The sequence below is a fragment of the Paracoccus sp. JM45 genome (assembly GCF_003590715.1).
Classification (GTDB): domain Bacteria; phylum Pseudomonadota; class Alphaproteobacteria; order Rhodobacterales; family Rhodobacteraceae; genus Paracoccus.
In genome coordinates, this window is the sequence record NZ_QQVY01000001.1 from 244,717 (window position 1) to 258,352 (window position 13,636).

At 61.2% G+C, this 13,636-nt stretch carries 8 protein-coding genes; 1 reads left to right on the forward strand and 7 read right to left on the reverse strand.

The genetic code is table 11. From position 1 onward, the window contains the following. Nucleotides 1-25: 25 nt before the first annotated feature. From DWB67_RS01300 to DWB67_RS01320, 5 genes are all read right to left on the reverse strand, one after another. On the reverse strand, nucleotides 26-1,012 hold the full coding sequence (locus DWB67_RS01300) for an aldo/keto reductase (RefSeq protein ID WP_119805684.1): 987 nt from the start codon (nucleotides 1,010-1,012) through the stop codon (nucleotides 26-28). A 49-nt stretch (nucleotides 1,013-1,061) separates the two neighbouring features. Beyond that, nucleotides 1,062-2,189, reverse strand: coding sequence for a peptide chain release factor 2 (gene prfB, locus DWB67_RS01305; RefSeq protein WP_119805685.1), 1,128 nt, complete (start codon nucleotides 2,187-2,189; stop codon nucleotides 1,062-1,064). Nucleotides 2,190-2,272: 83 nt separating this feature from the next. After that, the gene (locus DWB67_RS01310; protein WP_119805686.1) at nucleotides 2,273-4,816 is read right to left on the reverse strand and encodes a penicillin-binding protein 1A; all 2,544 of its coding nucleotides are present in this window, start codon (nucleotides 4,814-4,816) and stop codon (nucleotides 2,273-2,275) included. Nucleotides 4,817-4,889: 73 nt separating this feature from the next. Further along, nucleotides 4,890-6,104 carry an N-acetylmuramoyl-L-alanine amidase gene (locus DWB67_RS01315; protein WP_119805687.1) on the reverse strand — a complete coding sequence of 405 codons (1,215 nt, stop codon included), beginning with the start codon at nucleotides 6,102-6,104 and terminating at the stop codon, nucleotides 4,890-4,892. Then, on the reverse strand, nucleotides 6,101-7,237 hold the full coding sequence (locus DWB67_RS01320; RefSeq protein WP_119805688.1) for a pyridoxal phosphate-dependent aminotransferase: 1,137 nt from the start codon (nucleotides 7,235-7,237) through the stop codon (nucleotides 6,101-6,103). The genes DWB67_RS01315 and DWB67_RS01320 overlap by 4 nt, the downstream gene beginning before the upstream one ends. A gap of 169 nt (nucleotides 7,238-7,406) precedes the next feature. On the opposite strand from DWB67_RS01320, the gene DWB67_RS01325 reads away from it, so the two are divergent. Beyond that, nucleotides 7,407-8,159, forward strand: coding sequence for a DsbA family protein (locus DWB67_RS01325; RefSeq protein WP_119805689.1), 753 nt, complete (start codon nucleotides 7,407-7,409; stop codon nucleotides 8,157-8,159). A 36-nt stretch (nucleotides 8,160-8,195) separates the two neighbouring features. On the opposite strand, the gene DWB67_RS01330 is transcribed toward DWB67_RS01325, so the two are convergent. Both DWB67_RS01330 and DWB67_RS01335 read right to left on the reverse strand, forming a co-directional pair. Then, nucleotides 8,196-9,629 (reverse strand): mannose-1-phosphate guanylyltransferase/mannose-6-phosphate isomerase, encoded by a 1,434-nt coding sequence (locus DWB67_RS01330; RefSeq protein ID WP_119805690.1) that lies wholly within the window; start codon nucleotides 9,627-9,629, stop codon nucleotides 8,196-8,198. Between the two features lie 181 nt (nucleotides 9,630-9,810). Then, the gene (locus DWB67_RS01335; RefSeq protein ID WP_119805691.1) at nucleotides 9,811-13,359 is read right to left on the reverse strand and encodes a vitamin B12-dependent ribonucleotide reductase; all 3,549 of its coding nucleotides are present in this window, start codon (nucleotides 13,357-13,359) and stop codon (nucleotides 9,811-9,813) included. Between the last annotated feature and the right edge of the window lie 277 nt (nucleotides 13,360-13,636).

The following is a 13,636-nucleotide window of genomic DNA, read 5'->3' on the forward strand; positions in this document are numbered from 1 at the left end:
TCAGGCTATCCTAGCGCAATCAGGGTCAGCAGTAACCCTCGGGGCCATTGGCCATTGCGCCGCCATATCGGGGACCATGCGCCCAGCCTGCGGGCAGCACGGTTTCGATCTGTGCCATCTGGTCGTCGGTCAGGGTCAGATCCGCCCCCCGTGCCAACTGTCGCCAATGGGCGATATCACGCGACCCCGGCAGGGCGATGATATGGGGGGCGCGGGCCAGAACCCATGCAATGGCCAGACTGGCAGGGCTTTCGCCCATTTTGCGGGCCAGATCGCCAAAGGCCTGCAGGCGGGTCAGATTATGCGCCCAATTGTCGGGCTGGAACCGTGGCATCGTTGCTCGCAGATCGCCCGTAACAAAATCCGCCGGAACGGGGGGCGTGTCTGCAAAGACGCCGCGACCCACAGGTGAAAACGCCACCATCGCGGCCCCGTGACGGGCGCAGGCGTCGTTCAGGCCCAGTTCCGGCTGGCGCGTCCACAGCGAATATTCCGATTGCACCGCCGCCACCGGTCCGATCGCCGCCGCACGTTCCAGGGTTGATGGCGCGATTTCGGACAGCCCGATCGCGCCGATCTTGCCCTGATCGCGCAGGCGCAGCAGGGTCTGCATTGTTTCCTCGATCGGGTGGTCGGCTTGACGGCGGTGCAGGTAATACAGATCGACGCGTTCGACCTGCATGCGTTTTAGCGACGCTTCCAGCGAACGCGTCAGATAGGCGTCCGTATTGTCGAAGGGGTGATCGGGATTGCGGGTGATGCCGCCTTTGGTGGCCAATGTCACGCGGTCGCCATGGGTTTTCAGAAAGCGGGCCAGCAGTTCCTCGGCCCCGCCTGCCCCGTACACATCCGAGGTGTCGATATGGTCGATGCCCATATCAACGCATTCTGCCATGCAGCGCAGGCTGGTGTCGGGATCGGTCCGGCCATAGGTGCCAAGGAAATTCATCGTGCCAAGCGCGACCGCGCCCACCATCGGGCCGCCCTGCCCCAATTGCCGCTTGTGGATCATGCCGTCACCCCCGGAATGAAAAAGGCACCCGAAAGAGTGCCCTTGTGTCTTAGTCGTCGCCCTGCGCCTCGGCGCGGGATTTGCCGGCCACATCAAGGGCCAGCGTGGCCGCCATAAAGCGGTCCAGATCGCCGTCCAGCGTGCCTTGGGTGTCGCTGGTTTCTTCCCCCGTTCGAAGATCTTTGACCATCTGGTAGGGGTGCAGGACATAGGACCGGATCTGGTTGCCCCACCCTGCATCGCCTTTGGCGGCGTGCTGGGCGTTGATTTCCGAATTCCGGCGATCCAGCTCGATCTGGTACAGACGCGATTTCAACGCGGCCATGGCGTTGGCACGGTTCTGGTGCTGCGATTTTTCCGAGCTGGTCACCACGATGCCGGTCGGGATGTGCGTGATCCGCACCGCCGAATCGGTCGTGTTGACGTGCTGACCACCCGCGCCCGACGACCGATAGGTGTCGATGCGGATATCACGGTCTGCGACCTCGATGTCGATATTGTCGTCAACAACAGGATAGACCCAGATACTGCTGAACGATGTATGACGGCGTGCGGCACTGTCATAGGGGCTGATGCGGACCAGACGGTGCACACCCGATTCCGATTTCAGCCAGCCATAGGCGTTATGGCCGGTGATCTTGTAACCCGCGCTGCGGATGCCGGCCTCATCGCCGCCGGTTTCGGACAGCAATTCGACTTCATAGCCCTTTTTCTCAGCCCAACGCACATACATGCGCGCCAGCATGGACGCCCAGTCACAGCTTTCGGTGCCGCCCGCGCCTGCGTTGACTTCAAGGAAGGTATCGTTGGCATCAGCTTCACCGTTCAGCAGGGCTTCCAGTTCCTTCTGGGCGGCCAGCTTGGCCAGCGCCTTCAGGTTGGCTTCCGATTCGGCAACCAGATCGGCATCGCCTTCCATTTCGGCCAGTTCGACCATTTCGGCATTGGCGGCCAGATCGCCCTCGATCCGGCGATAGGTGTCGATCGCATCCGACAGCGACTGGCGTTCACGCATCAGCTTTTGCGCGCGGGCGGGGTCGGACCACAGATCGCCATCCTCGATCATAGCGTTCATTTCTTCCAAACGATGGGGCGCGGTCTGCCAGTCAAGGCGCTGGCCCAAAAGGGTCAGCGAACGACGGATGGCCTCGATTGTGGACTGCGTTTCGGCGCGCATATGCGGGCTCTCCTTCGGTCTGGCGTCAAGTCAGGGGTGATAACGCGGCTGGCGGGCCTCGGCAAGACCACCCGCCGCGCCTGTCAGTAAAGGCCGCCCGATGACATCGAGCCGAAATCGGTACGCTTGGGGATCACCCGCTTTTCCCCAGTCGAGGTGGTAATGGCGGTCGCAGCAGCCGCCCCCGCTTCCCACGGCAGGACGACAGCGCCATCGCCAAAGCCCGACACGACATAGGGCGTCAGCCAATCGGGATCGGTGCCGTCGCGGAAGTATTCCGAAATGACATTCGGGCCGGTCGCATCGTCAGGCAGACGCTGGCCGGTGACACGGTCGATCTTAACCCAGTAACCGCCCGGCGGGACCTTGAATTCGGTGCCGCCGAATTTCTTGACCGCATCGCGCATGAAGGCGTTGAAGACAGGCACACACAGCGTGCCGCCATAGGCGCGGTTGCCCAAGGAACGCGGCTGGTCAAAGCCCAGATAACAACCGGCGACGATATTGCTGGAATAGCCGATAAACCAGACGTCTTTGGCGTCATTCGTCGTGCCGGTCTTGCCCGCGATCGGCACCGGCAGGTTCACGCCCTTGCCTGAACCGCGCTTGACCACGCCTTCCATCATCGAGGTCAACTGATAGGCCGTCACCGCATCCATCACCCGTTCGCGGTTGCTGTCGATGACCGGACCCGTTCCCACAGGCAGCGCCTGCATCCCGCAGGTTTCGCAGATACGCTGGTCATGGCGATAGACGGTGCGCCCGCGACGGTCCTGCACGCGGTCGACCAAAGTGGGTTCGACACGTTCGCCGCCATTGGCAAACATCGCATAGGCCGCGACCATTTTGAACAGCGTGGTTTCCTGCGCGCCAAGGGCGTTGGCAAGGAAGGGGCGCAGCTTGTCATAAACACCAAAATCCTCGGCGTAGCGGGCGACCTGATCCATGCCGATATCGTCGGCAATCCGGATGGTCATCAGGTTGCGCGATTGTTCGATGCCGGTGCGCAGTGGCGTCGGGCCGTAATGCTGACCCGAGCTGTTCTTGGGCTCCCAAAGGCCCTGCGGCGTGTTCACGCGGATCGGTTCGTCAACGACGATGGTCGCGGGGGTATAGTTGTTGTCCAGCGCCGCGGCATAGACGAAGGGCTTGAACGACGACCCCGGCTGGCGCTGCGCCTGCGTGGCACGGTTAAAGACCGAACTTTGATAGGAAAACCCGCCCTGCATCGCCAGAACGCGACCGGTGTTGACGTCCATGGCCATAAAGCCGCCCTGCACCTGCGGCACCTGACGCAGTGTCCAGCGGATAAAGCTGCCGTCGCTGTCGCTGGTCATCGCACGCACCAGAACGACGTCGCCCACATCCAGCAGGTCGTCGGCAACCCTTGCACGCGGGCCAAGGCTGCCGTCGCTGTTGCGCTTGCGGGCCCATGTAACATCGGCGGCGGTGATCCAATGGCCGTCGGCGTCTTCCTCGATGCCCTCGATACCGATGCGCGCGTCATTGGTGCCCATTTCCAGAACCACAGCCGGATGCCAACGCGGAATGTCACGCGGCAGGCGCAATTCCCACAGCGCGGTGCGCCACGACATCTGGTCCGCCAACGCCGTTTCCGGCAGCACCTGACCGGTGCCGCGCCAGACACCCAGACCACGATCGTATTGTTCCAATGCCTCTTGCAGGGCGGTCGCCGCTTCGGTTTGCAGGTCGGGATCGACCGTGGCGCGGATGGTCATGCCGCCGCCGAAAAATTCCTCTTGTCCGAATTCGCGGCTGAGCTGGCGGCGGATTTCATCGGTGAAATAATCGCGGTTCGGCAATTGTTTCTGGAAAGAATCGAAATCGCCGTTCTGGACCGACCGCAGCGGCAGTTTGGCTTCGGATTCATAGGTCGCTTCGTCGATATAGCCGTTCTGCCACATTTCCCGCAGGACATAGTTGCGGCGTTCGGTGACGCGTTCCTTGGCCCGCACGGGGTGATAACGCCCCGGGGCCTGCGGCATCGACGCCAGCATCGCAGCCTCGTGCGGGGCCAGTTCGGCAAGGGACTTGTTGAAATAGGTCTGGGCGGCAGCGGCAACGCCAAAGCTGTTCTGGCCCAGGAAAATCTCGTTCAGGTACAGTTCAAGGATCTGGTCCTTGGACAGGGTCTGTTCCAGCCGCGAGGCAAGGATCAATTCCTTGACCTTGCGTTCGACGCTGCGGTCGCTGGACAGCAGGAAGTTCTTCATCACCTGCTGGGTGATGGTCGACGCACCGCGCACCTGCGCCCCGCCGGTCGCTGCCGCCTGATAGGCCGCCCCCAGAATGCCGCGCAGGTCATAACCGGGGTGGGTATAGAAATTCTTGTCCTCGGCGCTGACAAAAGCCTGTTTAACCAGATCGGGAATTTCGTCGATGGGAACGAAAATCCGGCGCTCATCGGCAAATTCATCAATCAGCTGCCCTTCGGCAGAATAGATGCGGCTGATGGTCTTGGGCGAATATTGCGCCAGCGTTTCATGGCTGGGCAGATCACGGGAATAGACCCAGAAGATCCCGCCAAGGGTCAGCGCGATAAAGAAGCTGGCGGTCACGAACCACGAAAAGATCGCCCCGATGAATGAGAGTATGGCTCGCAGCACGTATGATCGCCTTTCGAAAACTTGGCCCGTCTATAGCCCGACCTGCCCCCACGGTCAAAGCAACACTGCCTGATCACTTACGCAGCAGCGCGCCGCGGGCCTGTTCGTCACGCCACCAGCCGATTGTCCCTTCGGCCACGGCCTGAACCATGCGCGCCCGCCACGCCGGATCGGACAGATTGGCAAGGTCGTTCGTATCGGAAATAAACCCCAGCTCCAGCAGGACCGAGGTAATATCGGGCGATTTCAGGACCGAAAACGCCGCACCCTGAACCGGTCGCCCATGCAGACCGATGCCGCCCAGGGCCATGCGTGAAATCAACATGCGGGCAAAGCCTTCGGACCGTGGCTGGGTATCGGTGCGTGCAAAATCCATCAGCGCGGTGGCCAACGCATCATCCTGTCCCGCGAAATCCATACCCAGCACTAGATCGTCGCGTTCATGACGTTGCGACAACTGGCGGGCGGCGCGGTCATCGGCGGACGGGCTCCATACATACACGGTCGCACCAGCGGCCTGCCCTTTTGGCAAAGCATCTGCGTGAAGCGAGATCAGGACATGCGATCCCGCCTGTCGCGCAATGGTCATCCGTTGTTCCAGCGCCACGAATTCATCCTTGTCGCGGGTCATATTCACCGTGACGCCGCGCAGTCCCAAGGCCGTTCGCAGTTCTTGCGCGAAGGTCAGGACCAGATCAGCCTCGTTCACGCCATCGGCCTGCGCGCCGGGGTCGAAACCACCATGACCTGCGTCCAGTGTCACCACAAGACCTTCGGCACGGATCGGCGTATCGGTCAGCTGGGCAGGGTCCGGCAGGTTCCGCAAGGCTGCCGCAGCGGATGGGCGCGGGGCAAAATCGATGGCCGAGACGGGCCAGAGCGCCACGTTCAACCGCGCAAACAGCCCTTGCGTTTCCATTCCGGCGCGCGACACGCGATAGGTGTCGGGCAATTCCATCACGATCCGCGACCAGCCGCGCTGGAAACTGCCCCAGCGGATGGCATGCAGCTGTTCGTGGCCGAACATCGCCGATAATTCATCCCCCGACAGATCGGTGTTTTTCAGATCGACAACCAGACGCGCCGGATCACCGACCAGAAAGACGCGGTAAGGCACCGGCTTATCCAACGCCAAGGACAGCTTCAGCGCCTGCGGACCGAACACCGATTGCCACCAGCCGTCATGTTGCCGCGTCACAGACGAGGCCCCGACCTGCAACCGTGCAGGTTCCTGTGCCACCGCAGGCAGCGCAAGCATCAGTGCCAGCAGAATGGTCAGCAGCCTCATCTGGATGCCATATACCCGGTCAGACGGCGCAAGCCTTCGGCGATATCTTCGGTCGCGCGGGCATAGGAAAACCGCAGGGTTTGGCCGCCGCGGACAGGATCGAAATCCAACCCCGGCGTGACGGCCACGCCTGCATGTTCCAGAATCTCGGCGGCGAAGGCCACGCTGTCATCGGTCAGATGCGACACATCGGCATAGACATAGAACGCCCCTTCGGGCGGCGCGATGCGATCGAAACCGGCCTTGGGCAGTTCTTCCAGCATCAGGCGGCGGTTTTCGGCATAGACGGTCAGATTGGCCTCGGCTTCGGGGATGCAATCCAGCGCGGCAAGGGCTGCGACCTGACTGACATGCGGCGGGCAGATGAACATATTCTGCGCCAGACGTTCCACCGTGCGGATATGTTCGGGGGGCACAATCATCCAGCCAACGCGCCAGCCGGTCATAGAAAAGTATTTGCTGAAAGAGTTTACGACGAAAACCTCATCCGTCACCTCAAGCGCGGAATGGCAGCCTTTGCCATAGGACAGCCCGTGGTAAATCTCGTCCGAGATAACGTTGATGTTTTTGGCCTGCGCGGCGTCGGTCAACGCGCGCAGTTCGGGCACCGTCAGAACCGTGCCGGACGGATTGCCCGGCGACGCAAGGATCAGCCCCTGCACATCATCTGGAATATCGGTCGGACGTGGCTGATAGCGGTCTTCGGGGCGGGTCAGGATGCCGACAGGTTCCAACGACATCGCCTTGAGGATCTGGCGATAGCTGGGATAGCCCGGAAAGCCCATCGCCACCTTGTCGCCCGCATCGAACAGCGCCGAAAACGCCAACAGAAACGCGCCGCTGCTGCCTGATGTGACAACAACCCGCGCAGGGTCCAGCGTCACCCCGTACCATTTCAGGTACAAATCCGCGATGCCCTGCCGCAACGCCGGCAACCCCAGCGCCGATGTGTACCCCAACGGTTGGTCCAGCACGTCGGCCAGCGCCTGTCGGGCACCTTGGGGGGCGGGTGTGCCGGGCTGACCGACCTCCATATGGATAATGTGGCGGCCTGCCGCTTCGGCGCGGTTGGCGGCGTCCATCACATCCATGACGATAAAGGGGTCTACCTGTCCGCGGGTGGAAGATCGCATGGCTTTAGCCTCGTTCGCTTTTTGTTGCTGTCTTAACGCGGGTCGGTGCCACGCTCCACCGTTTGTTTGCATTGCATTTGTGGCGTCACGCAGCCTTGTTCGCGGCATTCTTGCCATCGCTTGCCGTCCGGTCCAAGTTGTGGGCGACAAAAAACCGAAGGGTCCGACCATGAAACGCCTGATCGCCGCGCTGTTGCTAAGCGCGACCCCCATGCTGACCGGCCCCGCCATGGCCTTTGATATCAGCGCCATGAGTGATGCCGAAAAGCAGAATTTCGGCGCAGCGGTGCGTGAATATCTAATGGCGAACCCGCAGGTGCTGATCGAATCGATCAACGAGCTGGAAAACCGGCAAGCCGAACAAACCGCGCAAAATGATGTCGATCTGGTGGCCGATAACCATGATGCGATCTTTGACGACGGTCACAGCTGGGTTGGCGGCAATCCCGATGGCGACCTGACGATGGTCGAATTCATGGATTACCGCTGCGGCGTCTGCCGCCAGTTCAACGAAGAGGTCAAGAACGCCGTTGCCGCCGATGGCAATATCCGTCTGATCATCAAGGAATTCCCGATCCTTGGACAGGACAGCGAAGCCTCTAGCCGGTTTGCCATTGCGGCAAAACAGTTGGGCGGGGATGAAGCCTATGCCAAGGCGCATGATATCCTGATGGAATTACGCACCCCCGCATCCGAGGATGCCTTGCGCAAGGTCGCAGGCCAGATCGACCTTGATGCCGATCAGGTCATTGCGCGCATGACCTCGGACGAGGTGACGGATGTGCTTAACAAGAACCGCACTCTGGGCAACACCATGGCCGTGCAAGGCACCCCGACCTTCATCATCGGTGAAACGATGCTGCGCGGTGTCCCGCGTGCCGGAGTTGCAGCAACGATCGAACAGATCCGCGACACGATGTAAGTTGACGGCCCCGCCTTACCCGCGGGGCCTTATACCTTAATCCGCGCTGCTGCGGGCATAGACATCTTCGTAACGGATGATGTCGTCTTCGCCCAGATAGCTGCCGGTCTGCACCTCGATCAGGACCATCGGCACTTTGCCGGGGTTTTCCATCCGGTGCACCGCGCCCAAAGGCACATAGATCGACTGGTTTTCCGTCACCAGCGTCACGTTTTCATCCACCGTCACCCGCGCCGTACCCGACACAACGATCCAGTGTTCGGACCGGTGGACATGGCTTTGCAGCGACAGCGCCGCCCCCGGTTTCACCACGATGCGCTTGACCTGAAAGCGGTCGGCCAGCGCCAGCGTTTCGAACCAGCCCCACGGGCGGTGGTCGCGTGGAAACGCCTCGGCCTGTTTCGAGGATTTCTTCTTCAGCGCGACAACTGCCTGACGCACGTCCTGCGCCCGTGATTTATCGGCCACCAGAACCGCGTCCGATGTAGCAACGACCATCACATCGGTCAGGCCGATGCCCACAACCTCGACCCCGTCACTGTCTGATCGTAACAGCACATCGTGGCAATCGATCGCGGTCGAATGTGCGTCCGTCACCACCCCCTGATCCGAGGGGGCACGGCCCAAAGCCTCGCGCCAGACGGCGTCCCAACCACCAAGGTCGGACCAGCGGCCCGAAAAACGTACGACAGTCAGATTGTCCGCCTTTTCCATGACGGCATAGTCGATGGATTCGTCTTTCAGTTCCTTCCATGGCGCAGGCGCCAGACGCAGAAAGCCCAGATCCAGCTTGGCCTGATCCATGGCGGCCTGAACGGGGGCGATGAAATCGGCAGCATGATCGCGGAACGCCTGGATCATCGCGCGGGCGCTGAACAGGAAGATGCCCGCGTTCCACAGATAGTTTCCGGCCTGCACCATCTGCGCAGCGCGACCTGCGTCGGGTTTTTCCACGAAACGCGCCAAGGGCTGCGGCCCTGCCCCGTCGGATGCCAGTTCAAGATAGCCATAGCCGGTTTCGGCGCGATCGGGGGTGATGCCGAAGGTCACAATACGTCCGGCGGCTGCAGGGCCTGCCCCTTCCAGAACCGCCGCCTTGAAGGCATCTGTATCGGGAATGACGTGATCCGAGGGCGCGACCAGCACCAGCCCGTCGGGATCGCTGGCGGCGACCATCATGGCTGCGGCCAGAATTGCGGGGGCGGTATTGCGTCCTGCCGGTTCGATCAGGATCTGTCCCGCCTCGATCCCCGCCTGTTCCATCTGTTCGGCGACGATAAAGCGGAAATCGGAATTGGTCATGACCACAGGTGCGTGGAATTCGAGACCGGTCAGACGGCGGGCGCTGGCCTGAAACAATGTCTCATCGCCGATGAGTTGTGCAAATTGTTTGGGAAAGCTTTTGCGCGACACCGGCCAGAGCCGTGTTCCCGAACCGCCCGCCATCAGAACCGGTGTAATCTTGACCATCACGAACCCCTTGGCGACAAACGCCCTTTATTTTTGCGGCGACCTTGGGCCTGCCGATACTATGCTTATGAACGGCAAAGGATCGCTTGGCGTCAACCCGCAGTCTTTGCCTGTGTCCAATGTCACCCAAGCTTAACTGCAAGTTGTTGCGTGCAAACGACAAAGCGCAGATATTCGGACGTCAGCCCATACGTCCCTTGCCGCTGCAAATGCTGCATTGGACCCAAATGCCGTTTATTTGCCGTGCAAAATCACCGCATTCACAAAGGGGGACGCTTTTATTGCTATGACTATGGGCCTCAGCGCGTAAATCGAATGCTGTCTGCATATCTATCGCCGCCGCACCGCCCTGCAGCACCATCAGTTCTTGTGGCAGACGTTTGCGGAGATAGCCGGCGCTGCTGATCTGCTTCAGCATATGCAGGGATTTGATTTCTGCAGGGGCGCTGCTTGGACGCTCGGGCTCGCCCTCGCCCAGATCGTCGAAACGGGCACCTTGGGGTTTGACATGGGCCAGATCGGTACGGTCCAGATAGCTGACGGCCAGTTCGCGGAACACATAATCCAGAATAGAGGTCGCATTCTTGATGCTGTCATTTCCCTGCACAGGACCTGCGGGTTCGAAACGGGTCAGGGTAAATGCATCCACGAATTCTTCCAGTGGGACGCCGTATTGCAGACCGACCGACACCGCGATGGCAAAATTATTGATCATGGCACGAAAGCCCGCACCCTCTTTGTGCATGTCGATGAAAATCTCGCCCAGATTGCCGTCGTCATATTCGCCGGTCCGCAGATAGACCTTATGCCCCCCGACACTGGCTTTCTGGGTATACCCCTTGCGGCGCAGGGGCAGCTTTTCGCGTGCTGCGCGGATTTCCTTGACAATGATCCTTTCGACGACCTTTTCGGCCATGATCGCGGCTTTCTGGCGGGGGGTGCCGTTGCCCATGACATCACGTGCCCCGTCATCATCCTGAAACAGCGATTGCGCCAAGGGTTGCGACAGCTTTGATCCGTCACGATAGAGGTCGATGCTTTTCAGACCAAAGGACCATGCCAGATCATGCACGGCCAGCACATCCGCGATGCTGGCGCTGTGCGGCAGCTTCAGCGTCCGCGCGATTCCGCCCGATACGAAGGTCTGCGCGGCGGCCATCATGCGGATGTGACTGTCCAGCGACAGATGCCGTGTGCCTGACTGGCCGCAGGGTGTGGTGCAATCGAACACTGCCAGATCCTCGGGGCGCAGATAAGGCGCGCCTTCGATCGTCATGGTGCCGCAGATATGATCATTGGCCGCCTTTATCTGGGCATCGGAAAAGCCCAGATAGGACAGCAGATCAAAAGCAGGATCGGCTAGTTTATCCGTGGGGATCCCCAAAGTATCACGGCAGAAGCTGCGGCCCAGCGTCCATTGATTGAAGACAAAGCGAATATCGACAGCCGTGGTCAGGGCCGATTGCACCCGCGCCAGCTGTTCCGCCCCGAAGCCGCATCGCACCAGCGCCGCCTGATTGACCGTCGGGCAATCGGCAAGGCTGGCATTGCCAATCGCATGGGCGGCAATCGCGACGATCTGGTCATCATCATAACCCAGCACCGTCAGCCCTTGCGGAATGGCGGGGTTGATCGCCTTGGCATGCCCGCCTTGCGGCAGGGCGACGTATTTCACATGGGCAAAGTCAGGCTCGATCCCGTTGGTGTCGCAATCCATGATAAGGCCGCTTTGGGCCGCAGGCGCAATAACACTGGCCTGCGCGTTGCGGAAGCCGTGGCGGCAGCCCAGATCCAGCGCCTGATCCCAAGCCGAGCGCGCCATATGGATCAGGTCGGCATCAGCGCAGTGATCGGCGTCCATCAAGACGGGCGCAATGTTCAGACCGTGGTAATCCCCTGTGCCCAGCACTGCAGCCCGGTGGTTGGCAATGACCCGCAGCATATCACCGGCATTCCGGGCATAGCCTGCAAAGGGCCCGACCATCGCCGCCATCTGTGCGCTTGTCGCATAGACCGTGCCGGTCATCAGCGCGGTGATCGCCCCGCATATCGCCCGCCCCTGATCGCTGTCATAGGCCACGCCCATCCGCATCAGCAGTCCGCCCAGATTGGCAAACCCCAGTCCCAGCGGACGGAAATCATGCGTGCGACGGGCCAGCCGTTCCGAAGGGAATTGCGCCATCATCACCCCGATCTCGGACGTCAGGGTCCACAGGCGGGTTGCATGGGCGAAACCCTTCCCGTCGAACCGGCCATCCCGCACGAATGCCGTCAGGTTCAGCGTGGCCTGATGACAGGCGGTATCGTCCAGAAACATATACTCGCCCGAGGGATTGCTGGCGCGGATCGCACCATCCTGCGGACAAGTGTGCCATGCGTTGACGGTATCGTCGAATTGCACCGCCGGATCGGCGCTGGCCCATGCGGCATCGCCGATCTGGTCCCACAGCTGCCGCGCGCTGACCGTCTTGGCCACTCGGCCATCGGTGCGACGCAGCAGTTCCCAAGGGGCGTCCACGCGCACGGCGTTCAGGAACGCATCCGTCACGCGCACTGCACTGTCGCTGTTCTGACCCGAGACCGTGGCATAAGCCTCGCTGTCCCAATCGGTGTCGAAGGTCGGAAAGCGGATGCTGGTGAACCCCTGCTGGGCATATTGCAGGATACGGTTCACATAGGTTTCGGGGATCATCACGCGGCGGGCATCGCGGATTGCAGCTTTCAGCGCCGCGTTGCTGTCGGGATCCGTATCACCGCCTGCGCCGATCGCCGCGAAGATCGCGTTCAGATGACGCTCGTGCATCTGCGATCCGGCGACAAGGCTGGCGACCTTCTGTTCTTCCAGCGTCTTCCAGTTGATGAAATCCTCGACCTCGGGGTGGTCAATGTCGCAGATGACCATTTTCGACGTGCGGCGCCTGATACCGCCCGGCTTGATCGCCCCTGCCGCACGATCGCCGATCTTCAGGAAACCCATCAAGCCGGCCGAGGTGCCGCCCTGCGACAAAGCCTCATCCGTGCTACGCAATTCACTGAAGTTCGTGCCGCTGCCGTGGCCGTGCTTGAACAGCCGCGCCTCGCGCACCCACAGGTCCATGATGCCGCCGCCAGACAGCAGATCGTCGCTGACTGACTGGATGAAACAGGCATGGGGCTGGGGATGGCTGGCATCCGCCGCCTGCACATCGCCGGTGATGTGATCGACGCGAAAGCCCTGTGCGTCGCTTCCGATACCATAAGCCCAGTGCAGGCCGGTATTCACCCATTGCGCGGCGGCGGGTGACGCCATCTGGCGGGCCAGCATGAAGCGGATTTCGTCCAGATAGGCGCGTGCCTCATCCTCGGACGCGAAATAGCCGCCCTTCCATCCCCAATAGGTCCACGCCCCTGCCATCCGGTCAAAGACCTGACGCGCAGTGGTTTCGGCCAGAAAGCGGTCACAGTCAGGCAGATCGGCAAGGGCGGTCAGATCGGCCACATGCCGCCACAGGAAATCGGGGACACCGTCTTCGGGAACCGCCTTCAGGACAGCAGGCACGCCCCCCCGACAGAAAAAGGATTGCGCCATGACATCGCTGGCTGTCTGGCTGAAGCCCGCAGGCACCTGCACTCCGTCGTTGCGAAACAGAACCGAGCCGTCAGGATTGCGAATATCGGTCGCGGTCGTCGCAAAGGCGATATCGCCATAGGCGCCGGATGTCTCCGTGGTGAAACGACGTTCGATCTTCATGTCTGCGCGTCCTGTGCTTTGCCTGCGATGCCGCGCGACGCGTCACGACACAGCCCTGCCCGCATGGGGCGTCCCCAAGGTGGCAGCGCCCCCTTGTCAAAGCCGGTCGTCCGTTGTCTTGGGGCAAACGCAGGCGCGCATGCCTTGTGCCGCTGGGGCGTTCCGTGACAGCGTGACGGTGGTTCCGACCCTGTTCAATGGGTTTATTTTCACAAAACCAGCGGCTTATACGTTGACAGTGCAGCATCAGGCCGAACGCCGGATTCGCACACAGGAC

Coding starts and splice junctions, on each gene's coding strand:
- DWB67_RS01300 (WP_119805684.1), bottom strand. CDS start 1,012: ATGATCCACAAGCGGCAATTGGGGCAGGGCGGCCCGATGGTGGGCGCG.
- prfB (WP_119805685.1), bottom strand. CDS start 2,189: ATGCGCGCCGAAACGCAGTCCACAATCGAGGCCATCCGTCGTTCGCTG.
- DWB67_RS01315 (WP_119805687.1), bottom strand. CDS start 6,104: ATGAGGCTGCTGACCATTCTGCTGGCACTGATGCTTGCGCTGCCTGCG.
- DWB67_RS01320 (WP_119805688.1), bottom strand. CDS start 7,237: ATGCGATCTTCCACCCGCGGACAGGTAGACCCCTTTATCGTCATGGAT.
- DWB67_RS01325 (WP_119805689.1), top strand. CDS start 7,407: ATGAAACGCCTGATCGCCGCGCTGTTGCTAAGCGCGACCCCCATGCTG.
- DWB67_RS01330 (WP_119805690.1), bottom strand. CDS start 9,629: ATGGTCAAGATTACACCGGTTCTGATGGCGGGCGGTTCGGGAACACGG.
- DWB67_RS01335 (WP_119805691.1), bottom strand. CDS start 13,359: ATGAAGATCGAACGTCGTTTCACCACGGAGACATCCGGCGCCTATGGC.